Source organism: Candidatus Omnitrophota bacterium, from assembly GCA_028712255.1.
Classification (GTDB): domain Bacteria; phylum Omnitrophota; class Gorgyraeia; order Gygaellales; family Profunditerraquicolaceae; genus UBA6249.
The window spans coordinates 146586-168455 of sequence record JAQTQJ010000002.1 but is presented as its reverse complement, the minus strand read 5'-3'; the positions used below and the strand labels follow the sequence as shown (position 1 = coordinate 168455).

At 38.9% G+C, this 21870-nt stretch carries 24 protein-coding genes; all 24 read right to left on the bottom strand.

Going from position 1 to position 21870, the window contains the following annotated elements; translation table 11 throughout:
• Positions 1-138: 138 nt before the first annotated feature.
• Positions 139-1164 (bottom strand): hypothetical protein, encoded by a 1026-nt coding sequence (locus PHC29_02060; GenBank protein MDD5108284.1) that lies wholly within the window; start codon positions 1162-1164, stop codon positions 139-141.
• Positions 1165-1172: 8 nt separating this feature from the next.
• Positions 1173-2339 (bottom strand): tyrosine--tRNA ligase, encoded by a 1167-nt coding sequence (gene tyrS / locus PHC29_02055; protein ID MDD5108283.1) that lies wholly within the window; start codon positions 2337-2339, stop codon positions 1173-1175.
• Between the two features lie 117 nt (positions 2340-2456).
• On the bottom strand, positions 2457-3998 hold the full coding sequence (locus tag PHC29_02050) for a 30S ribosomal protein S1 (protein MDD5108282.1): 1542 nt from the start codon (positions 3996-3998) through the stop codon (positions 2457-2459).
• A gap of 237 nt (positions 3999-4235) precedes the next feature.
• On the bottom strand, positions 4236-5624 hold the full coding sequence (locus tag PHC29_02045) for a phosphoglucomutase/phosphomannomutase family protein (GenBank protein MDD5108281.1): 1389 nt from the start codon (positions 5622-5624) through the stop codon (positions 4236-4238).
• Positions 5625-5696: 72 nt separating this feature from the next.
• Positions 5697-6332, bottom strand: coding sequence for a ribulose-phosphate 3-epimerase (gene rpe, locus PHC29_02040; GenBank protein MDD5108280.1), 636 nt, complete (start codon positions 6330-6332; stop codon positions 5697-5699).
• Positions 6329-6895: a nicotinate-nucleotide adenylyltransferase gene (gene nadD, locus PHC29_02035; GenBank protein MDD5108279.1), complete on the bottom strand. Its 567-nt coding sequence runs from the start codon at positions 6893-6895 to the stop codon at positions 6329-6331. Before nadD ends, rpe begins: the two co-directional genes overlap by 4 nt.
• Complete coding sequence (locus tag PHC29_02030) at positions 6892-8148, bottom strand: glutamate-5-semialdehyde dehydrogenase (protein ID MDD5108278.1); 1257 nt, start codon at positions 8146-8148, stop codon at positions 6892-6894. The genes nadD and PHC29_02030 overlap by 4 nt, the downstream gene beginning before the upstream one ends.
• Positions 8145-8921 (bottom strand): glutamate 5-kinase, encoded by a 777-nt coding sequence (gene proB / locus PHC29_02025; protein MDD5108277.1) that lies wholly within the window; start codon positions 8919-8921, stop codon positions 8145-8147. The genes PHC29_02030 and proB overlap by 4 nt, the downstream gene beginning before the upstream one ends.
• Entirely contained in the window at positions 8899-9852 is a 954-nt protein-coding gene (gene obgE / locus PHC29_02020; GenBank protein ID MDD5108276.1) for a GTPase ObgE, read from the bottom strand. Before obgE ends, proB begins: the two co-directional genes overlap by 23 nt.
• 281 nt (positions 9853-10133) lie before the next feature.
• Positions 10134-10451, bottom strand: coding sequence for a 50S ribosomal protein L21 (gene rplU, locus PHC29_02015; protein MDD5108275.1), 318 nt, complete (start codon positions 10449-10451; stop codon positions 10134-10136).
• Between the two features lie 124 nt (positions 10452-10575).
• On the bottom strand, positions 10576-12018 hold the full coding sequence (locus PHC29_02010; GenBank protein MDD5108274.1) for an Rne/Rng family ribonuclease: 1443 nt from the start codon (positions 12016-12018) through the stop codon (positions 10576-10578).
• Complete coding sequence (locus PHC29_02005) at positions 11996-12301, bottom strand: TIGR03936 family radical SAM-associated protein (GenBank protein MDD5108273.1); 306 nt, start codon at positions 12299-12301, stop codon at positions 11996-11998. The genes PHC29_02010 and PHC29_02005 overlap by 23 nt, the downstream gene beginning before the upstream one ends.
• Before the next feature lie 90 nt (positions 12302-12391).
• Positions 12392-14149: a secretin and TonB N-terminal domain-containing protein gene (locus tag PHC29_02000; GenBank protein MDD5108272.1), complete on the bottom strand. Its 1758-nt coding sequence runs from the start codon at positions 14147-14149 to the stop codon at positions 12392-12394.
• On the bottom strand, positions 14146-14514 hold the full coding sequence (locus PHC29_01995) for a hypothetical protein (GenBank protein ID MDD5108271.1): 369 nt from the start codon (positions 14512-14514) through the stop codon (positions 14146-14148). The genes PHC29_02000 and PHC29_01995 overlap by 4 nt, the downstream gene beginning before the upstream one ends.
• Entirely contained in the window at positions 14501-15067 is a 567-nt protein-coding gene (pilO, locus tag PHC29_01990) for a type 4a pilus biogenesis protein PilO (protein ID MDD5108270.1), read from the bottom strand. The genes PHC29_01995 and pilO overlap by 14 nt, the downstream gene beginning before the upstream one ends.
• Positions 15064-15669, bottom strand: coding sequence for a PilN domain-containing protein (locus PHC29_01985; GenBank protein MDD5108269.1), 606 nt, complete (start codon positions 15667-15669; stop codon positions 15064-15066). Before PHC29_01985 ends, pilO begins: the two co-directional genes overlap by 4 nt.
• 2 nt (positions 15670-15671) lie before the next feature.
• Positions 15672-16688 carry a type IV pilus assembly protein PilM gene (pilM, locus tag PHC29_01980; GenBank protein MDD5108268.1) on the bottom strand — a complete coding sequence of 339 codons (1017 nt, stop codon included), beginning with the start codon at positions 16686-16688 and terminating at the stop codon, positions 15672-15674.
• A 2-nt stretch (positions 16689-16690) separates the two neighbouring features.
• The gene (locus PHC29_01975) at positions 16691-17560 is read right to left on the bottom strand and encodes a hypothetical protein (GenBank protein ID MDD5108267.1); all 870 of its coding nucleotides are present in this window, start codon (positions 17558-17560) and stop codon (positions 16691-16693) included.
• On the bottom strand, positions 17553-18122 hold the full coding sequence (locus PHC29_01970) for a prepilin-type N-terminal cleavage/methylation domain-containing protein (GenBank protein MDD5108266.1): 570 nt from the start codon (positions 18120-18122) through the stop codon (positions 17553-17555). The genes PHC29_01975 and PHC29_01970 overlap by 8 nt, the downstream gene beginning before the upstream one ends.
• Positions 18112-18480 (bottom strand): prepilin-type N-terminal cleavage/methylation domain-containing protein, encoded by a 369-nt coding sequence (locus PHC29_01965; protein MDD5108265.1) that lies wholly within the window; start codon positions 18478-18480, stop codon positions 18112-18114. The genes PHC29_01970 and PHC29_01965 overlap by 11 nt, the downstream gene beginning before the upstream one ends.
• A complete protein-coding gene (locus PHC29_01960) occupies positions 18455-18868 on the bottom strand; it encodes a hypothetical protein (GenBank protein ID MDD5108264.1) in 414 nt (137 codons plus the stop codon). The genes PHC29_01965 and PHC29_01960 overlap by 26 nt, the downstream gene beginning before the upstream one ends.
• A 2-nt stretch (positions 18869-18870) precedes the next feature.
• On the bottom strand, positions 18871-19314 hold the full coding sequence (locus PHC29_01955; GenBank protein MDD5108263.1) for a prepilin-type N-terminal cleavage/methylation domain-containing protein: 444 nt from the start codon (positions 19312-19314) through the stop codon (positions 18871-18873).
• Between the two features lie 35 nt (positions 19315-19349).
• The gene (locus tag PHC29_01950) at positions 19350-21290 is read right to left on the bottom strand and encodes a tetratricopeptide repeat protein (GenBank protein ID MDD5108262.1); all 1941 of its coding nucleotides are present in this window, start codon (positions 21288-21290) and stop codon (positions 19350-19352) included.
• Positions 21291-21443: 153 nt separating this feature from the next.
• Entirely contained in the window at positions 21444-21851 is a 408-nt protein-coding gene (locus PHC29_01945) for a prepilin-type N-terminal cleavage/methylation domain-containing protein (GenBank protein ID MDD5108261.1), read from the bottom strand.
• Positions 21852-21870: the final 19 nt, after the last annotated feature.

Genomic DNA, 21870 nt, shown 5'->3' with positions numbered 1-21870 from the left:
CTTGTGGCTCATCGTAAGAATCTCCTCTTGCGCCATAATGCCCCTCCTTCTAAAAGGCATTATAGCAGTTTAAAAATAGGACATTCTTACTTTGCTAATTTAGGACATTATTATATTGCGATTACAGGAGATTCTTACCTAAAAAGGAATGGTTAGGCCTGCTTCAACACCAAGTTGTTTCTGATATGACTTTAAGCGGATAAATGCTTGCGGCTGGAGGATATTGAGTAATCTATAAGTATAAGTTAATATAATCCCCAGGGGTTGGCCTTTTGAGTTTTTTAAACTCAAGATCAATTTATTACGTTCAAAGGTAATCTCTGAACCAAATTCTACCTCTTGAACTCTACCATTACCGTAATCCATGCTAAAAATTAAGCCTAGATTACGGTTGAACTTCCATTGGCCATAAAGAGTTATAAGTTTATAATTTGAGGCTTTTGGCTGCTTAACTCCAATCCCTAGGCGGTATTTTATGGCATTTTGTTGCGGGTATATATTGGGATTCTCAAGGTAGACACGGAAATCGAATTGAGAATCCAGTTGTTTGGATAAAATATAAACCAATTTATGACTGGAATCAATTTTCCAGAAACCTTCGAAAGTCAGAGTTTGGCTTATTTTGGATTTTGTAACCAGATTTATCTTTTCATAGGTATATTCAATTTGCTGATTTTTATTAATAAACCAAGAGGCTTTTAAAGTAAGCGTATCCGGAGTATCTTTTTTGCTAACCTGAAAAACCAGGCGGTTAGCTTCATCCGCTTTCCAAATACCGGTAAGTTTAAGAATATGGAAAGTAGCAGGGGACGGTTCTCTTCGAGAACCGTCCCCTGCTGTGTGCGTAATTATTTCAAAGGCCAGGATGTTCTCCTTAACTGAAATTATTTCTCCTCTTAAAGTAAGACGGCTGTTTTCGGATTGACCGCGGGTTTTATTTAAAATTAATTCCAAATCATGATTAGAATCCAGCCGCCACTTACCTTCAAATGTGATTTTTCCAGGCAGATTATAAATCCTACGCCAGTTTTGCGGCTCATTAAGCCAATACTCCAGCTGGTTATTTTGGTTAATTTGAAAATTGCCTTTGGGTTTTAGGGGTTTTTGTCCAGCGCCAGTTACAACCAGGAGGTTATCTTTGCTTACGGAATATTTGTATTCCATTTAGGATTCTAAACTACTATCTTTAGGAACCTGCGGGAACCGGCTTTGAGGATACCGGCTACTTGTGGGACAAAATCGTCTTTATCGATTTTTTTATTATTAAAGCTGACTGCCCCTTGTTTTATAAGCCTGCGCGCTTCATTACCGCTAGCCACTAACTTACTTTCAATAAGTATGGCCAGAATATCTTTTTTGCCATCGGTTTTAAAAGTAGGCATATCCTGAGGAACCTCTTTCTGCGAGAAAACGCGCTCAAATTCTTTAGCTTCATTTTCTGCTGCCTGAGTTGAATGATATTGAGCAATGATAATCTTGGCTAAATTTACCTTTGCCTCTTTAGGATGCATCGATTTAACTTTTTCCAAGTCCTCATCCGTAAGTAATTCATAATATTTAAGCATCATCCCGTCGGAGATTGACATAATTTTACCAAATATCTCCTTTGCCGATTCATTAATGCCGATGTAATTAGTATAAGACTTACTCATTTTGGCAACACCATCGGTGCCTTCTAAGAGCGGCATAGTTAAAACTACCTGCTGCGGCTGGTTATAATCTTTTTGGAACTCTCTGCCAACCAATAAATTAAATATCTGATCCGTGCCCCCGATCTCCACATCAGCCTCAAGCATAACCGAATCATACCCCTGCATTAGCGGATAAACAAATTCCAAAATAGAAATATTTTCTCCATTTGTAAAACGCTTCTTAAAATCTTCGCGAGCCAACATCTGAGAAACCGAAGCATGAGTAGTAAGTTGCAGCATTTCTGCCCCTGACATCTTTTCAAACCATTTGCTGTTAAAAACTATTTTTAATTTACGAATATCTAGAATCTTGGCTACCTGTTTTTTATAGGTTCCAGCATTGCTAGCCACTTCTTGCTTAGTAAGTTGTTTTCTAATCTCTGAACGACCGGATGGATCTCCGATTTGGCCCGTAAAATCACCGATAAGAAAATAAACCTCATGGCCTAAATCCTGAAACTGGCGCAGTTTCCTTAAAAGTACGGTGTGGCCCAAATGCAGGTCAGGCGCAGTAGGATCAAAACCCGCTTTAATTTTTAAGGGACGCTTAGTTTTAAGGCTAATCTCAAGTTTCTTGCGTAACTCTTCCTCGGAGATTATTTCAACTGCGCCACGCCTAATAATACTTAATTGTTCGTCGATATTTATTATCATAATTAACGAGTGTCATTGCGAGGAGCCAGAGGCGACGAAGTAATCTAATAAAAAGATTGCTTCGCTCCCTTCGGTCGCTCGCAATGACACAGTTCCGCAATGAAAAAATGACTATATCCTAGCCGTTAAACCAATCTTGGCCTGCTCCACATCCACCTTAATTACTTTTACTTTCACTTTATCTCCAGGCTTCAAATTTGCTACTGTATCCTTATCGATTTCACTGGAATAAATTAATCCTTCCAGCTCATCATTAATCTTGGCGAATACACCAAACTCAGTCAAACTGGATACCTCAACCTCTAATTGAGTATCCAAAGGATAACTTTCTGCAATTTTTGGCCAGGGATTATCCTGTAATTGTTTTAGCCCCAAGGCGATTCTGCGATTGGCAGAATCTACAGAAATAACAACCACATCCACTTTCTGTCCCTTTTTTAAAACATCCTGAGGATGCCCAATTCTTTTGGTCCAGGAGATATCAGAAACATGAATCATACCTTCAAGATTAGAATCCAATTCCACAAACGCTCCATATTCGGTAAAACCGCGAACTTTGCCAGATACAGTAGTTCCAACCGGATATTTTGACTCTGCCTCAAGCCAAGGATTCTGCTCTAGTTGTTTTAAACTAAGAGAAATCCTGCGTGAATCTTTTTCCACGCTCAATATCTGAGTTTCCACCATATCTCCGACGGCAAACATCTCGCCCGGATTATTTACGCGCTTGGTCCAAGAGATCTCAGAAACATGGATTAGGCCTTCAATGCCTTTTTCCAGCTCTACAAAAACGCCATAGGGTAAAATATTTACTACTTTTCCTTTTACCTTTGAGCCAACGGTAAATTTGTTCTCGATATCTTTCCAGGGGTCAGCAAGCCTCTGCTTTAAACCTAAAGAAACTTTTCCCGTTGCCTGGTCAAGATTTAAAATCATAACCTCAATCTTATCCCCAATAGCCACAATTTCAGAAGGATGGCTGATCTTTGACCAAGACATATCCGTAATATGCAAAAGCCCATCAACTCCGCCCAGATCAATAAAGGCTCCGAAATCTGTGATGGCTTTAACCAATCCGGGATAAATATTACCGATCTTTAATTCACCCCAGATCTTACTCTTGGCTACATCGCGATCTTGCTGCACTGCCTCACGGCGGCTAACGATAATAGAACGCCGTAAATTATTGACTTTGACGATTTTAAACTTAAATATCTTATACAGAATATCCTTATCAGCAATGTTACGAAAAGAAGAAAGCGAGCTGGGAAGGAACCCTTCAATTCCCATGATATCAATGAGGAATCCGCCTTTAACCTTCTTAACCGGCTTTCCTTCGACTAAAGTGCCATCATTGGATAATTTTACGATCTTGTCCCAACCCTGCATACGCATAGCCTTTTCACGCGATAAAGTCATGACTCCTGCGTCATTCTCCATAGTTTCCAACAAAAACTCCATCTCGCGGCCAATCACCAAATCCGCGGCACTGAATTCCGTGATAGATACAATTCCTTCGGATTTAAATCCTACATCCACCAACACTTCCTTACTTCTGATTTCAACAATCTTACCACTTACAACTTGCCCTTCTTTTAAAACTTTGATACTTTGATTATACATCTGCTCTAATTCTGCTCTAGTATCTGACATTTTCTATCTACTCCCTTTCTTATTATTTTATATTCTGTCATTGCGAGCCCGAAGGGCGAAGCAATCTAATAAAAGATTGCTTTGCCGTCCGCCATTGGTTCAGTGGCGGACTCCTCGCAATGACACTAATTTTGGCTATTCGATAATCGTTTAATACTAGCCATTATCATATTCGAAATTTCTTGATAAGGCTTCCCCCTTTCTATGTGAATTTGTTCTAGTATAAATATATTAATTTTATACTCCGTTCTTCAAAATAATTTCCTTGCCTAAAGCTAACAATTTCTTTGCCTGAGTCAAACTTTTTGCTTCTGCATAGGTACGCATAATCGGCTCAGTGCCTGAACCGCGGAACATCAGCCAGCTCTGATCCTCACAAATAAGTTTTATTCCGTCGTAATCTTTAATATCTATAACTTTTTTCCCCAATAATTCTTTCGGCAGATTTTCTTTTTTCGGCTCAATACGCTTCTCTAAATGGAAATCTTGTCGCACATAATAATATTTTCCGAACTTTTTTTCAGTCTCATTTAAGATCTTTAACATATTTTTGTTACGATAAACCATCATTTCTATTAAAAGTAACCCTGCCATTGTCCCGTCACGCTCGGGGATATAATTTTTAACTCCCATACCGCCTGCCTCTTCGCCGCCGGCGACAATATCTTCGGTCTCCATAAGATTAGAAATGTATTTAAAACCTACAGGGGTTTCATACAGTTTAATTCCTAAAAATTTTGCAATATTATCCATCATAGTAGTGCCGCAAATAGTCTTGACCAACCCGCCGCTAAAATGGCGATCCTGGTTTAAATGCAATGCCAATAACCCTAAAATTTTCTGCGGATGGATAAATACTCCGCCAGGGGCAACTGCAGCAATCCTGTCAGCATCGCCGTCAAGAGCAATACCCAAATCGAATTTTTCTTTTTTGACGCGCGCTTTTAATTCCTTTAAGTTATCTTCAACCGGTTCTGGCCTGCCTCCTCCGAAAGAAGGATTAATGGTATTACGCATAAATTTTAACTCTATTTTTGTGCCTTTTAAAACTTGAGCAATAAAACTATCACCTGAGCCATACATCGAATCGACTAAAACTTTGAATTTTTTGTTTTTAATTTTCTTTAAATCAATATAATTGCGGATAAACTTTATATAATCTTTTATGATATCCACAGCCTGAATCGAACTAGCTGGCGCAGAATCTTTTACTAGGCTTCTGCCAAGTAAACCCTCTACCTCTTTAGTTAACTCAGAGCTGGCTCCTCCGCCGCTGGAGTTCTTAATTTTAAAACCGTTATATTCGGCCGGATTATGCGAAGCAGTAATCATAATCCCCAAATCCAGCTTACGCGACTTTATCGCAAAACTCAAAGCCGGAGTAGGTGTAGGGCAATCAGCAAGAATTACATCTATATCATTGCTCTTTAACACTATGGCAACTGCCAGGGCGAATTTATCAGACATAAAACGCGTATCAAAACCAACCGCAACTTTTTTGCCGCGACCTAAATAATCCGCTACTGCCTGAGCAAGAATCTTAACATTCTCCAAAGTATAGGTGTCTGCGATAATCGCACGCCATCCGTCAGTACCAAACTTAATTTGTGAAACAGTATTACTCATATTATTTTCTCCTTCCCACAAGGGAACACCGGCGCAATTCCATTAAGCGCCGGGTGTTATAAACGTAAGGTATTATCTTAAACTATTGATTGCGTTTTTTATACTTTTAGCCCCAAAAATATACGATCCGGCTGCCAAAACATTTGCTCCGGCGCTTTTTACAAGTTTTGCCGTAATGTTGTTTATTCCTCCATCAACAGAAATATCCTTTTTAAAAATTGCCCGCAACTGACTTATCTTTTTTATTGCTCCGGGAATAAAAGCCTGCCCACCAAACCCCGGATTGACTGACATAACCAAGACAAAATCTACCAAAACTAACACTTTTTTAATTTTTACCAAAGGAGTCTGCGGATTTAAAGAAACTCCAAGCTTAATCCCTTTACCCTTTAACCTTTTGGCAATAGCTGCTAATTCCTTAAAACTAACTGTCTCAATATGCACGGTAATCATATCGCTTCCCGCTTTAACAAAAGCATCAATATATTTAGCAGGATTTTCAATCATTAAATGCACATCTAATGGAAGCCTAGTTGCTTTACGCATATATTTTACAACTTGCGGGCCAATAGTAATATTAGGTACGAAGTGGCCATCCATTACGTCAACATGAAATAAATCAGCTCCTGCGCGCTCACATTTTTTTAATTCAACCCCAAGTTTAGAAAAATCTGCTGACAATATCGACGCAGCTACCTTTATTTTCACTTGTATAGTTTCCTTTTATTTATAAAATCAAAAACTTTATCCGGCACAAGATACCTAAAAGATTTATTTTCTTTGATACACTGGCGCACTTCAAAACCTGAAACATCTACAGCTCGAATAGCCAATTTCTGAATATAAGATGGTATCTGTTCAAGCGGATAACCTGGCCTTGTAGCAGCCACAAATTTTACCATTTTGTTTATTTCATTAAGGTCTTTCCATTCGTTTAAATACTTAAGCAAATCAGAACCAATAATAAAATAAAGCTCATCCTGAATAAATTTATTTTTCAGTTCTTTCAAAGTATCAATTGTATAAGAACGCCCTTTACGTTTTATTTCAATATCAGAAAACCCGAAAAATTTATTTCCCTTAATTGCTAATTTTAACATTTTCAAGCGATCAGGCGCAGGAGCAATATCCACATTATCTTTATGCGGCGGCAGCGCCGTAGGAATAAAAATAATCCTCCCTAGTCCCAGCTTTTCCCTTACTTCTTCAGCCAGAATTAAATGGCCGATATGCACCGGATTAAAAGTACCACCAAGGATTCCTATTTTCATTGCCTAGTCTGCCCCGAGCCAAAAACCATATATTTATAACTGGTTAACTCTTCCAAAGCCATCGGCCCGCGAGCATGTAATTTATCCGTTGAAATACCAATCTCTGCGCCCATGCCAAACTGATTACCGTCGGTAAAACGAGTAGAAGCATTTACATAAACACATGCCGAATCCACATTTTTTAAGAATTTTAAGGCATTTTCCTGATTGTCCGTAACAATACTATCCGAATGATGCGAACCATAATCATTAATGTGCCTGATTGCCGCATCCAAATCACTAACCACTTTAACTGATAAAATCAGGTCAAGATACTCAGTCCGATAATCTTTTTCTGTAGCAACATGAGCCCATTTAGCTATTTTTCTTGTAAAGGCGCATCCGCGGATTTGAACATTGGCCTCTTTAAACTGTTTAAGCATCCCAGGCAGAAATCTTGCGGCAATATCCTGATGCACAAGCATACTTTCCATAGCATTGCAAACTCCCGGCCTCTGCACCTTGGCATTAAAACAAATCCTGGTGGCCATATTCAAATCTGCCCATTCATCGACATAAACATGACAAATACCTTTATAATGTTTAATCACCGGTATACGCGAAGATTTAACTACCTTGTTAATCAACTCTTCTCCTCCCCGCGGCATAACTACATCGATATATTTATTTAATTTTAACAGAATATCTACGGCTCGACGGTCACTGGTATTAATAAGATTAATTACGCCATCTGCTATTTTATATTTCTTCATTACCTGAGAAAGCACATTATAAATTGCTAAATTAGAATTCAACGACTCACTACCTCCGCGTAAAATCACGCTATTGCCGCTTTTAAAACAAAGCCCAATACAATCTGCAGTAACATTAGGACGCGACTCATAAATTATAGCAATTACTCCGATTGGACAACGGTATTTTTGAATATGCAAGCCGCTAGGCACAGACCAATCCCGCATAATTTCACCGATTGGATCATTTAATTTAGCGATATCTTGCAAAGAATCTGCCATCTGTTTGATTCTTTCTTCATTCAAAGTGAGCCGGTCAACAAAAGCCTTACGCTTATTAGTTGAGGAGGCAACATCTAATTTATTCGCTTTCAAAATTACTTCTTTGTTAGCCAATAAAGCAATAGCCATATCAATAAGCACTTTATTTTTGTCCTCTGGAGGCAAAACAGCAAGCTCTCTTGATGCTTTTTGAGCTCCTCGAGCAATAGATTCTATCTGTTTTTGAAGATTTTGATTCATATCTTTTTAGATGTAAATATAGTTCCATTGCCACTAAAAGGATTTTTGACAACCTGCTCAATAACCCCTTTTCTGCTGCCATTTGCAATCACACAAGGAATACCAGAATTGACTGTAAAACGTGCTGCTTCAATTTTAGTGATCATGCCTCCAACACAAGCTTTCTTTTCAGTCGGGCAAGCCAAAGATTTTATTTGAGGGGTAATTTTTGAAACCTGGCGGATGACTTTTTTATTTTTATCCAATAACCCATCAACATCGGAAAGAATAATCAAAAGATCGGCGCTAACCAAAACAGAAACCAGAGCCGAAAGCTTATCATTGTCGCCGAATTTAATTTCTTCAGTTGCCACCGTATCATTTTCATTTATGATCGGCACGCACTTTAACTTAAGCAGGGTATTTAATGTATTTTTAGCATTCTGATAACGCTTATCTGAAAAATCATCCCAGGTAAGAAGTAATTGCGCACAATTTATGCCGTGTTTATTAAGCGCCAACTTATAAATATGCATCAATTCATGCTGGCCAATGGCTGCAGTCGCCTGTAAATAAGCAAGGCCTTTGGGCCGATTGGTAATTTTTAGAATTGACATACCGATAGCAATTGCCCCTGAAGAAACAAGCACTAGCTCGCGGCCTTGCCCCATTAAATCGGATATTTGTCTGGCGATATTACTAATTAAGGCAGTATCTGGTTTGTGCTTATTTGCGGCAAAGATACTAGCACCGATTTTTACTACGATTCTTTTATAATTTTTTTGCGACTGCATCAATTAACTCCTCTAAATTCGTTTTTTCAAGCGCTGAAATCGGATAAACCGGTTTTTTGATTAATTTCTTAAACCTTTTCAGATTGTCTTGCGCACCAACTATATCCATTTTATTAGCACAGATAACCTGAGGCTTCTTATAGACTTCCTTACTATAATTTTTTAATTCTAAATTAATCTTTTTGTAATCATCTACCGGATCCCTTCCTTCAAAGCTTGCCATATCCAATAAATGGATTAAAACCTTTGTACGCTCAATATGCTTTAAAAATTTATCACCTAACCCGCGCCCTTCCCAAGCTCCCTCGATTAATCCTGGGATATCGGCAACCACAAATCTCTTATGCGTACCAGTTGCCACGCCTAAAATTGGAGCTATAGTTGTAAAAGGATATGCGGCAATCTTTGGATGAGCATTAGAAATCGCAGCAATCAAAGTAGATTTGCCTACATTAGGGAATCCAACTACTGCCACATCAGCTAAAAGTTTTAGGTCCAGGATAATTGTTTTTTCTTCTCCTTTTTCTCCTAGAGTTGGTTCATTACGATGCCAATTACCAATCCCGCCTTTGCCGCCACGGGCAACAATTACCTGATCCCCTTCAACACTTAAGTCACGTAAAACAGAATCTGTTGCGGCGTCGCGAACAATCGTACCCAGAGGAACACATACAATTATATCAGCTGCCCCTTTGCCTTTTTTATGGTTACCTGAACCATGCCCGCCGTGTGCCCCAAAAAAATGCCGATGATGCTGAAAATCCAAAAGTGTAAGCAGGTTACGATCCGCCTGGATAATAATATCCGCACCTTTACCCCCGTCCCCTCCATCAGGAATCCCTAAACGCTGGTATTTATCGCGATATTTACTACGACAACCATTACCACCGGAACCGGCCCGAACCTGGATTTTAGCGCTATCTATAAACACTTACTGAGCCTCCAATAAATAATGGGCACATTGGAAGCCCGAGTTTTGGCCGTATGCAAGGCGCGACGACGAAAGCGTAGTCGTAGTACTACGCCGAGGAGGAGCAACGCCGCAGACGGCTAAAAGGCGGGCTTCCCCCTCATTTATAGTTATGGGCTGGCTGATTTTGGGCTGCGACTGCGTCACTCGTCCTTGGCGTAGTGCAAGACTACGCCTGCGTCCTCGTTCCTTGTCTCGCTCCAAAATCAGCTCAGCCAATGTGCCCATTATTTATTGGAGGCTCAGTAGCCTAAATTAATAGATTTAATTTTAAGCTCGGTAAGCTGAGCACGATGGCCTTTTTGCCAGTGGAAATTTTTTCTACGTTTATATTTATAGGCTGTGGTTTTTTCACCCAAAGTCTGTTTTAAAACTTGCGCCTCAACTTTAGCGCCTGAAACGTAAGGCTGGCCAATCTCAATACTCTTGTCTTTTACAACCAAAAGAACCTTATCTATGATAAGATTGTCCCCTTTTGCCACCACCTGCTTATTTACCTCAATAATATCATCTTTTTTCACATTATACTGTTTTGAACCAACTTCAATTATCGCATACATTTTACTTACCTTCCTGGCTGCCAAAGGCAACCGAACCTAGCCTAAACAAAAAACAGAGCAGGCTTTTTGAGTGAATAATTAGTTAAATTTGAACTTAATATTATATACCTGACGGATTAACGGGTCAAGCTATTTTGATGTCTTCCAAATGCGCAGCAGGGTTTGAGATAAGGTTAATCTTGATCCTGTATTTATGCTCAAGCGCGCGCAGGGCCTCCTTATCTTTTAAGATTTCATCAATCACAGGCGCAGCCATAGTAACTGAAACCTGTTTTAAGGATTTGCCTTTAAGGTAACGCTTGAGCTCTTTTAAGGCAAAAATCCCCATAGTTTGGGGTGAACGCAGTTTACCTTTACCCTTACAATACGGGCAGGGATGAAAAGAAAGCATCTGCACTGTTTTATGAATCCGTTCGCGGGTCATCTCTACTATTCCAAATTTAGAGATCCCCAAAATGTCATACTTTGCCCGGTCACCGGATAATGCTTTTTTAAGAATATTAAGCAGCTCCCGGCGATGGCTTTCACGTTCCATATCGATGAAATCAATCACAATGATGCCGCCTAAATCACGTAAAACAAGTTGCCGGGCAATCTCAACTGCGGCCTCAGCATTAACCTTAAAGGCCATCTCCTCTTGTTCAACTTTTTTCTTAAAACCACCGCTGTTTACATCGATTACAACCAGGCCTTCTGTGGGTTCGATAATCAGGTAAGCCTTTGATTTCATGTAAACATGGCTCTCAAAAATATGATTGATCTGTTTTTCTACGTCTTTTGCGCCAAAAAGGTCATCCCCTTTATAAAACTCAACCTTTTTACACAGATAACTTAAAAAAGTACGCATGAAATGCTGAATACGGTAAAATTCAGGCTTAGAATCTACAATAAGCTTAGTGACATCTTCAGTAAATGAATCGCGGATTGCCCGTAAGGTTAAATCATACTCCTCATAAACTAAAGCCGGGGCTTTCCTGCCCTGCGCATTTTTCTCCAGGCGTTTCCACATCTTATAGAGAAACTGCGCGTCACGAGTCAGCTCCTGCTGGCTCCTTCCGCTGGAGGCAGTACGCACAATAAAACCTACAGGATCAGGAAATTTAAGGCCCTTAAAAATTTCCCGCAGCCTTCTTCTTTCAGCTTCATCTTCGATACGACGGGAAATTCCACCTTGTTTATCAAGCGGCATAATTACTAGGTATCTTCCGGCCAAACCAATTTGTGTGGAAAGCCGGGGCCCTTTAGTGCCAAAAGACTCCTTGACCACCTGAACCAAAACCTCCTGGCCTTTTTTTACCTCTTTAATCGGAGTCTGCTGCGGTGCTTCCACAGATTCATAAGCAGATGAAATTTCTGATAAATATAAAAAACCATTCTTGGCTAAACCAATATCCACAAAGGCTGCCCCGATTGAAGGCATAACCGCCTCAATCCTTCCCTTATAGATATTACCAACGATGGTACGATCCTGCGGGCGCTCGATATGAAACTCTAAGAGTTGCCCATCTTCAACTATAGCAACCCGCTTCTCTTGTGTTTCAACATTAATTAAAATTTCCTTGGACATCTTTTAACTTAATCCCTTCTGGTAATTGTTTTTGCAAGCTATTCTTAAAATCCGCAGGCGCAATCGGAAACCTCAAGATTATCGAAGCTTCTTCATTTTCACTCTCTACTCCCAGCTTTAAAGCCCGCTTAAAGCTTAATTTAGGATGCGGGCTAAAACCTTCTGACAACTTCAGGGGTAAATCTGCCCGTCGCATTGCGCGAAAAAATAGCCGCATAAGGTCTAAATGCGAAATATAACGCATCAGTCCTGTTTTAGAAAAACTAAAATTTACTCTGTACATAATAATACTGAAAACTGGGACCGTTTCTATTTTTTACTATTTTTTTAAAAAATGTGACTTTATTAAAAAATAGAAACGGTCCCTAATTTTCTATTTCTTTTTCTTACGATCTAAAGGTTCTTTTTTGATTTCAACAACCTGTGGCTGGCCAAGCCTTTTCTCAAGCTTAGCCAATTCTTCTGGGGTAAGATCGCCCTCATTAACTATCTTTGCCTTGATAAAGATCAAAAGATCAATCTTAGTTACATGTGTTGTCTCCCGGCCAAAAAGCTTACCCAGCCCCCAGGGGAGGTCTTTTAAGAAAGGTATTCCGATAAGCTCTTTTCCTTTAACATCCTTAAGTAAACCGCCAATCACAACGGTTTCTCCATTTCTAAGTAAAACTTGTGTCTGCGCTTCGCGCACATCAATGATCGGATAAGAAACTGTTGTTGATATTGCGCCTGTAACCGGATCCCCTGCTACATTGGTCGCGGTAACATTTGCCGAAGACGAAGTTACACTAGGATGGATTATCATATTGATATAGCCTTCCTCACTTATTTGAGGGACAACATTGAGCCGAATACCAATCTCCTGATAATAATCCAGGGTTTGTGTTTGCGTAGGGCCGGAATTAGTTGAGCCGGCAGTAACGCTTGAGCTTAGAATCGGCGTATGCAGACCCACTAAGATAGAAGCTTCTTGGTTATCAATAGTAAGAATACTTGGCGCGGATAAAGTATTGGTATTGGCGTCATCCTCCAAAGCATGCACAACTGCCTCGAATCTTGTGCCGGTTAATTTCTGGAATACAAATTCAGCCCCTGCATTATAAGGCTCATGCCCTAAAATCGTACTTGTCGCCGGATCAAACAAAGAAGGCGTCAGAGGGCTAGTAGTTGTCGTAAGAGTACCTCCGTGGCCTCCTATATCTTTACCTTTGGCAACTTCCTGCATCGTAATCGTATTTGTCCTAGCGGTATTACTTCCACCTAAACCCCAATCAAGGCCAAGGTCTCTTAGCTTATCCCGGCTAACTTCGATAATCCTAGTTTCAATAAGCACCTGTTTGGGCTTAATATCGATCTTAGGTAAAATAATATTACGTATTCTATCAAGCGTACTGGCAGTATCGGTAATTATCAGAATTTTAGATTTTACGGAAGGATCAAACTCTGCTTTTTTCATCACTGTTTCTCCGGTAGCGCTCTTCTCATAAGAAATCGTTTCGGCTTTAGTCTGCCCGGCTGATTCTTTTGTCAAAGCCGAACTGGAGCCAGTAGTCCCCTTACCAATCTGAAATGTCCCGAACTGCCACCCTTTCTGGCCGCGTGTATATAAAACCGACACTCTTCCACGCGGAGAAAGTAAAGGTATAATGATCTTTTGCGCATCCTGGGCGTCTAAAAATTTAAGCGTGATAATCTCTGTCTGCAGAGGCTCATCCGCGGCAATCTTGGCCACATTTTCCATCTTAGTAACTAAAATAACATTGCCTTGCCGCTGATATCCGAAACCATAAGTTTTCAAGATTACATCCAGCGCCATATCCCAAGGCACATCAGTTAGGCGCACCGAAACATTACCGATAACATCCGGAGTAGTTACAATATTTACTCCGGATTTATAAGAAATAATTTTAAGAACATTACTAATATCGGCCTCTTTAAAATCAAGAGAGACGTTTCCAGGTACAGAAGAAACAGGATCCGGCACAGCTACCCCTGTAGCCTGAGGAGGAGTAGTAACCGAAGGCAACGCCAGCTGTTTTTTGGATAGATGATCCTCTTGCATGCTTTGAGTACCTTGAGCAGCAAATGCTAAGGCATAAAAAGTAAAGATAAATATTAATAATAACTTTCTCACTTTGTCTCCTCCTTATTTAACTCCACTTCGAAAGGTTCGCCATTCTTTACGAAAACTACCTTATTTTCATAAATTTTTAAAACCTGATAATCTCCTACGGGATCTCCAATCCCAACAACTTCACCATTAACTATGGCAAGTGAACGGCCAAGTTTATCATAAATAATTCCTTCTATCATCAGGCCACCCGAAGAGGCAACCTCCTGCTTATCGAGCTTAAGCAGCCTGCCTTCAGGAGTTACCAAAGGAATGAAAGGATTACGCTTACCTTTGGCATCGTAAATAAATTCATTTTGCCCAAAAACCAAAGATAAATTTACCAAAAGAAAAAATAAAGAAATTAAAAATTTCTTATTTAATAACATATGTTTTTATAACCAAGGTAACTTTCTGTTTTAAATAATCCGGCAACTCCGTTGAAATTTTAAGCTCTTGTATCCCCATAAAAACATCGGAACTCTCTAACTTATTGATGAACTTGCCTAAATTATGGTAGTCGCAAATCAAATCTAAGTTAATCAGAATAGGCACAAGCTTGCCCATAGGCATAATTGGTTTTTCAGTTTGGACTTCATGGCTTGGCCGTATCTTTTTAATCTTTATGCCTAATTTATTGGCCTCATTTGAAATATCCTGCAGGAGTCCAGGTATCTGTCCCTCAAAAAGAATCTTAGAAGATTTTAGGATAGGCTTCTCTACTGGTAAACTCTGCTTACCCTCAGAATCACGCATCTTTTTAAGATCGCGGTTTAAATTCTTAAGGTCATTTTCCAGCCTGATAATCTTAGGGTTTAGTTTATTTAAATCAGCAACTTGAGTTTTCAAGATATAAGTTATATCCACATAAACAATAAGAATACAGAATATCACAATTAATACCTTTTTCTGCTTATCCAATTGTATATTAGCTAAGCTCATTTTAACTTCAAAGCCCCTTGTAAAACAAAATCTGCAACATCATAACTGCCAACAGCCCGTTTCTGCACATTACTCAATTCAAGATTGGTGAAATCTTTTGAAAATCCATTATCCGTTTTCAAACTATTCAGGAGCCTATTAATCAAGTTAAGCTCCTCCATTTTCAATGAAACCACCGAACCCTGAATAGTTATATTCTGCTTAACAAACGATATATCATTAAACCAAACCCCAACGGGTAAATTTAAACTTAAATCATTTAATTTCTGCGCCCAAAGAACCCTTTGCCTGATCAAAAGCTGCATAAGGCCCGCATCTTGAGAAGCTGTCGAATATCTCTGATTAAATTCATCCAACACTTTTTTCTGTGGGCCAAGTTCTATCCATTTTCGGTTCAAAGACGCCAGTTTCCCATTCTGGGATATACTAACGACTCCAAAATATAAATGCACTAAAACCAACAAGCTAAGCAAAACGGGAATAGCAAAAACAAATAATTGGTCCTGATTCAAAAACGATCTGGTCTCTACGGTAACCTGTTCAGAAACCTTCTCTCTAGTTTTAACTCTTAACTCTTCAGGTAATAAATTTATCTCTATCATTTTTAACGCAACGCCAAACCAACGGCAATATTAAACTGAGCGGAAAAATCGTTTAATTTTTGCATATCTATTTTGTCGGAGATCTTTATCTGTTTAAACGGATCCCAAGGCTCTACCGGAATACCTAAACAAGCAGATAGCATCTGGATTAAGCCGTTAATTTTACTACCCCCGCCGCTTAAGAATATTTTAACTACACTGGAGGTATTTTGACTTTCATAATAATCGAATGAGGTACGTATCTCGGTGGCCAGGCTTGTGAGCACACTCTCAATCCCAGCCTTTACTTTATCAGCCTTATCCTCGGCAGGATTGATCTTTTGCTCCTCTGCCTGCTTAAAATCAATCTCAAAGATATCCATAAGTTTCTTGGTAAAATTTGCACCCCCACAATGTATATCGCGGCTCAAACGCGGGATTCCATTATCAAGGATATTAACATTACTGACTGATGCGCCGATATTTAAAAGGCAAATAGACTTATCTTCCGGAACATCTACCCTAGGATAATTAAAATTAAAAGAATTAACCAGGGCAAGCGAATCTATATCAATAATATTGGGCCTTAATCCCGCATTCTCCAGGATCCGGAACCTTTGCTGCATCAATTCTTTTTTTATAGCAGCAATCAATACCAACATCTTATTTTCGGGCAAGTCATTCTTCAAAATCTCAGCATCAAGATAAACCTCATTAAGTGAAAAAGGAATATATTTTTGGGCTTCAAATTTAAGTGCCTGCCTAAGTTCGGTTTTACTCATCCGCATAAAATTTACGTAACGAATAACCGTAGATGTACCGCAAAAAGATAAATTTACCAGGTCGGCATCCTGAACATGCCTAATTTTCTTGAGCACATCCGTCGGATCAAGCTGGCCTTCCTCTAAATCAAAATTAACAAGCTCGATAATATTATTAATTTTTAATCTTACGCATTTAATCGACTGCGTACCAATATCCAGCCCAATACTAAACTTATCCTTTGTTCTGGGTAACTTTATTTTAGAAAAAATATTCATCTTTAATTAGATTTCCAGGAAACTACCTGTTTATTTAATGAAGCAACTGCTCCTAAGGCAGTAGTTATTTTATCGATATCATAATTAATAGTAACATTACCGGTAATAGTTGTGTCTACTGTTGTGCTACTTTCTGCTAAAACACTACCGCTGGTAGTAACATTTCCAGCCATAGTAAGAGTGCCAATTACATAGATGATCCCGTCGAAAACAACCGTACCGGAAAACCTCACATTGCCATTAATCACGAGCACTCCGCTGCCGGTAAGATTTCCAGCTACACTTAAAGTTTGGCCCGAAGGAACTTCAATCCATGTAATGCCATTAACCGGAGCGCCAAAATTACTTGGGGTATAATAATGGGTAGCCCCGGCCTGCATCTGAGCCTTAGTCACCCCAAAAAGGTCGGAAAAATCCAAAGTAGAATATTCCTTGGAGCTATCGTTGGGGTTAATATCCACACTCCCTTTTATCTCTAATTCCGTAGTAGTTTCAATCCCATATTTAAACTTTGCAGGATTCGTATTGCCAATCTTAACAGAAGCGGTGATTACACGCGTAATCACAGCCCCATCGGCACGATTAACTCCTCCGGTGGAAGTAATGGTATAGTAATTGCCGCTTATGGGCGTAACTACTGCATTATAAGTATAATTTACTCCCCCCAAAGCACCGCTGGCACCTGCGGGAAAATTAACATAAGCATTCGCCACCCCTGCTTCGGCCAACCAAAAAGCACGCGTGGAATCAGCAGATCTTTTCGCAAGATTACTCTCGTTAATATTCTGTAAATAAAATGCAGTAAGAAGTAACGAAAGTATTAAAGTAACTAACAATGAAAAAATAAGCACAAACCCTTGGCGATTATTCATTGCGTATTTTTGTCTCTGCAGTTAAAGAAACTGTAAAATTTACTCCCTTTTCGGAAACCTTACTTACTGAAATTAAGGTAATTATTTTTTTGCTTGTTCCTACGCTATTATCTAAATTAATTAAGTTTCCCAAACCATCGCGCGTAAAAAATGGTTGTGCCACTATCCCATTAAATACCCATGAGTTTAAAACTGCGCCTGCACCATTAACCAGGTTTCGAGTAAGAATCTTAGCAGCAGCATTATAATTATATTCTATATAGTTAGCATCCAGCTGGTAAGTATTGCCCGCAATATCCCAGCCTAATACCGGCCTGAATTTTATATGTGTTGCGCTAGGGTTATTATTAGCTAAATCCCACACCACTGCCTGGCGCAAATCTTGCCCAATCCAATCACTCACCCTGCGCGCTTGTGACTGAGCCTGAACCTTAGCCGAACTTAAATCATTTATATTTTGTCCAGTGTTTAAAATATAAAACAGAGCCGTTACTATAAAAGCACCGATTATCGCGCAAATAAGTATCTCGATAATAGTAAAGGCGCGTTTATTATTTAGCAATACAAGTGGACAAAGAAAAGCTCTTTGTCTGATTTTTTTCCTGCCAACTGACATTTACGGTTAAATTAGCTAAATTTACCCCTACGCTGCGAATAAGGGCTACGGTTTCCCCTGGTAAATTATGAAAAACTGGCGCTGTATAGCCTGATATCGCCCCATAACTAACACCTTTTAGCTGTTCAAGGACATATTGCGCATCATTGACGGCAGTGGTTAAATTAACGCTAGAATCAGCTAAAAATATAAGTTGCACAAAACTCAAAATCGACCCTACAATTACTAAAAGAGTAATTGCTACGGCCACCATTAATTCAACTAAGGTAAAACCTTTTTTATTTCTTATCGCAGCTCTCTGCAATGATCAGGCCTCCGGTAGAAATACTGTAAACCATTTTTCCAGTAAATTTACAATCCAACGGGGTTGCCGAACAGTTATATCCTCCCGGATCAAGGCGCTGGCAATCATACTGATAACCACGTACCGAAGAAACAGCCAGATAATTCCTTTCTAAATAAGCAGGTTTATTCTTAGTAAAAGCCTCGATATTTTCAGGATACTGATTTTTATTATCCTTAGCATAATTCTCCAGGGCAGTAGAAAGTAGCTTGAGGTTAACCTGAGCCAAGAGCTGATTCTGCTGGATATTATAAATGATTACCTTATGTATCGCCATGCGCAATAATAATGCGAACAAAGCTACAAGAATCATAATGGTAACAAAGCTTCTGGCCTGTCGATTAAACATAGTTAGAAATCCTTAAAATCCATGTCATTGGATACGGAAGTATCGGAACGCTTGAGGATGCCTCCGGTAGAAATCTGATAATTATGGTCAGCTAGTGCCGGATTTACACTCAAAGCTTTGATATCATAACCTGCAGGATTTACCGAATTAATGATATAACGGAAATTACCGATTTGGCCTATGCTGATTAAATCCTGGAAAAGACAATTATCGTCGATAAGAAATTGTAAATTTGTTTCCTCCGCAGGAGCGTATACTCCAGCATGGCGTGCTGAATATACTTCAAAACCGCTGGCAATAGCCTTAAGATTAGCCATACAATTAGATTCGTTAGCCTGTTTTCTAAATTGTACACCCTCAACAATAGCCACAGAGACAAGAAGAGAAACAATGGCCATAACCATCATTATCTCAATAAGTGTAAACCCAGTTTTTGGCTTAAACATTATTTTTATAATAACATAAAGACAGTATTTAGCAATTACTTTTTATCAGCTATTAACCTCTTGGCCCTGATATGATTAGGATTAATTTTTAAAGCCTTATTTAAAGCAAATTTTGCCTTAGCATCCTCCCCTTTATTCAAATAAGCTAAACCCAAATTATAATAGTAATCGCAGGATTTTGGATCCAGATCCAAGGCGCAAATAAAAGCGCTAACTGCCTGGTTCCAAAGATTATTTTGGGCAAAATTGATTCCTAAATTATTATAAAACATAGCGGCATTATTAATAAAAGTTGTATTTTTAAGGAAATCAGCAATAATTTTACGTTTTAGCGTATCAGTGCCAAGCCCAGATTCACCCAAAGACCCTAAAATATGAGATACCGCCAAATCAAAATTACCTCTGACCAAATAAATGCGTGCCAGGTTAAAATGCGTAAATTTAAGGCTCGGATCAAGTTTAAGCGCCTGATTGTATTTTACAATTGCATCATCCAGAAACCTCGTAACTTCATAAATATTCCCCAAATTATTATACACCTCTGCAGCTTTTGCGCCAAGCTGGCTTTTTTCCAATAAAATGTATTCGGCTTTTGCCTGATTATAAAGTTTTAGTTTAAAATAAAGATTAGCTAAATTTGAATGGGCCTCAATTAAATCCGATTTAATCTCTATGGCTCTCTTATACTCATTTTCTGCTTCTTTAAGGCGCCCAAGATATTCATATTGCAGGCCCAAATTATTATGTGCCTGAAAGCTGTTTGGAGAATACTTGATAATATTTTTATAAAAAACTAACGGGTTCCTCCACTCAAAATTTCTGCCGGCAGAAAGAATAATATAAAATACAGTAAATAACCCTACCACTAGAATAAATAATCCTTTTCTTAAGGCCCTATGAAAAATATAGGCAACCAGCATAAAGAAACTTATCGATGGAAGATAAATAAAATGTTCGGCAACAAAAGCATTGATAGGAAAAATTCCGGATTGGGGAATAAAAAAAACCAACGACCAAAGAAGCATAAATGAAACAACTTTGTTTTTCTCTCGATAGATAAGATAACGCCAACAGGTAAAAATAATTAACCCAATAAAAAATACAGCCACTAAGATGCCAACAGGGCTTGTAGGCCTAAGCAACTCCCTATTCATATGCAGGCCAACCGGAAAAAAAAGTAGCTTAAAATAAGTAAGGATAACTTTAGGAAAAACACTCAAGCGGATAAACCAGGAAACATTGGCCAAGGCAGGAGGACGTAAGGTTAAAAAATTAAATAGGGTTAACCTTAAGAGAAGATAAATTATACTTATAACAAAATATGGAAAAATGGTTTTGACAAAATAATGCTTTTTTTTTAATTTTTCCTTCAGGAAGAAAAAAATATAACCGCAAATTATAAAAGGAAAAACGATGGCAACCTCTTTAGATAATATGGCCAATACAAAACTAAATATGGATAAAATATAGAGAAAAAGTGGCCTTTTAATATTATTTTGGCTTCTGATAAAAAACAAAAGGCTAAGAATCACAAAAAGTCCCATAAGCATCTCTGCCCTGCCCGAAATATAAGTAACAGCCTCAGTATGAATAGGGCTGGCAGCAAAAAAAACAGCGCTGGCTATTGCCACAGGCAAATTTTCAATCAGATTAAATATGAGAAGAAAAACCAAAAAAGAAACACCAATTTGCAAAATAATATTGGTTAAATGAAAGCCCGAAGGTTCTAACTGCCAGAAATGATAATCAAATATATAGGAGATAGTTTGAAGCGGACGATAAAAGTTAGAGCCACTATTTACTCCAAAGTAAAGATCGTTGGTAAAACTTAAAGGTAAATTCTGCACACTGCGGATAAGTGTATTTTGAACCACCAAGGCCTCATCATCCCAAATAAAAGGATTTCCCAGGCTAGTAAAATAAGCAAGAAAACATACAGTAGCAATTAGAATAAAAACAAAAAATTTAATTTTCATTATTTTCCCGTCATTCTGAGTCCGCAATCACTTCAGTGACGGACGAAGAATCTAGATCCTTCGGGCCTGCGGCCCTCAGGATGACTTTCGCTCTAATAAATAAAAAGGGGCCAGATCTAATAGATCCGACCCCTTTTTCACAAAAAACAATTTTTATAATGGTGTAAGCACTCCACCTGTAGAAGCTGTATAAGTTACGCTTCCGGTTGTTCCTTGAGTAACAGGACTAGCTACAAAGGTATAACCGCCTGCAGTTAAAGTACAAGCATAGTTATAACCCTGAACAGCAGTAGTTCCACCACCTGCGTCAGCGCAATAGTTGCCTGCAGAGGCTATAAAATCTTGCAAACCACCTGCACCTACAGCTGTAGGATAGGCACCACTGTGACTGGTTGAGAAGGTTTCTGCCGCAGTAGATAAACTACGTACTGTAGCTTTTGCTGCTGCCTCATTAGCTGTCCTTCTTGCAGTAAGCAAATTAGGTACTGCAATCGCAGCTAATAATGCAATAATCGCAACTACGATCATAATTTCGACGAGTGTAAAACCTTTTCTATTCATTGAAAAGCTCTCCTCCTTC

Excerpts from the sequence above, each read along its gene's own strand:
- PHC29_02060 (MDD5108284.1), bottom strand. The coding sequence starts at position 1,164 with ATGGAATACAAATATTCCGTAAGCAAAGATAACCTCCTGGTTGTAACT.
- PHC29_02050 (MDD5108282.1), bottom strand. The coding sequence starts at position 3,998 with ATGTCAGATACTAGAGCAGAATTAGAGCAGATGTATAATCAAAGTATC.
- PHC29_02045 (MDD5108281.1), bottom strand. The coding sequence starts at position 5,624 with ATGAGTAATACTGTTTCACAAATTAAGTTTGGTACTGACGGATGGCGT.
- nadD (MDD5108279.1), bottom strand. The coding sequence starts at position 6,895 with ATGAAAATAGGAATCCTTGGTGGTACTTTTAATCCGGTGCATATCGGC.
- PHC29_02030 (MDD5108278.1), bottom strand. The coding sequence starts at position 8,148 with ATGAATCAAAATCTTCAAAAACAGATAGAATCTATTGCTCGAGGAGCT.
- proB (MDD5108277.1), bottom strand. The coding sequence starts at position 8,921 with ATGCAGTCGCAAAAAAATTATAAAAGAATCGTAGTAAAAATCGGTGCT.
- rplU (MDD5108275.1), bottom strand. The coding sequence starts at position 10,451 with ATGTATGCGATAATTGAAGTTGGTTCAAAACAGTATAATGTGAAAAAA.
- PHC29_02010 (MDD5108274.1), bottom strand. The coding sequence starts at position 12,018 with ATGTCCAAGGAAATTTTAATTAATGTTGAAACACAAGAGAAGCGGGTT.
- PHC29_02005 (MDD5108273.1), bottom strand. The coding sequence starts at position 12,301 with ATGTACAGAGTAAATTTTAGTTTTTCTAAAACAGGACTGATGCGTTAT.
- PHC29_01995 (MDD5108271.1), bottom strand. The coding sequence starts at position 14,514 with ATGTTATTAAATAAGAAATTTTTAATTTCTTTATTTTTTCTTTTGGTA.
- pilO (MDD5108270.1), bottom strand. The coding sequence starts at position 15,067 with ATGAGCTTAGCTAATATACAATTGGATAAGCAGAAAAAGGTATTAATT.
- PHC29_01985 (MDD5108269.1), bottom strand. The coding sequence starts at position 15,669 with ATGATAGAGATAAATTTATTACCTGAAGAGTTAAGAGTTAAAACTAGA.
- pilM (MDD5108268.1), bottom strand. The coding sequence starts at position 16,688 with ATGAATATTTTTTCTAAAATAAAGTTACCCAGAACAAAGGATAAGTTT.
- PHC29_01975 (MDD5108267.1), bottom strand. The coding sequence starts at position 17,560 with ATGAATAATCGCCAAGGGTTTGTGCTTATTTTTTCATTGTTAGTTACT.
- PHC29_01960 (MDD5108264.1), bottom strand. The coding sequence starts at position 18,868 with ATGTTTAATCGACAGGCCAGAAGCTTTGTTACCATTATGATTCTTGTA.
- PHC29_01955 (MDD5108263.1), bottom strand. The coding sequence starts at position 19,314 with ATGTTTAAGCCAAAAACTGGGTTTACACTTATTGAGATAATGATGGTT.
- PHC29_01950 (MDD5108262.1), bottom strand. The coding sequence starts at position 21,290 with ATGAAAATTAAATTTTTTGTTTTTATTCTAATTGCTACTGTATGTTTT.
- PHC29_01945 (MDD5108261.1), bottom strand. The coding sequence starts at position 21,851 with ATGAATAGAAAAGGTTTTACACTCGTCGAAATTATGATCGTAGTTGCG.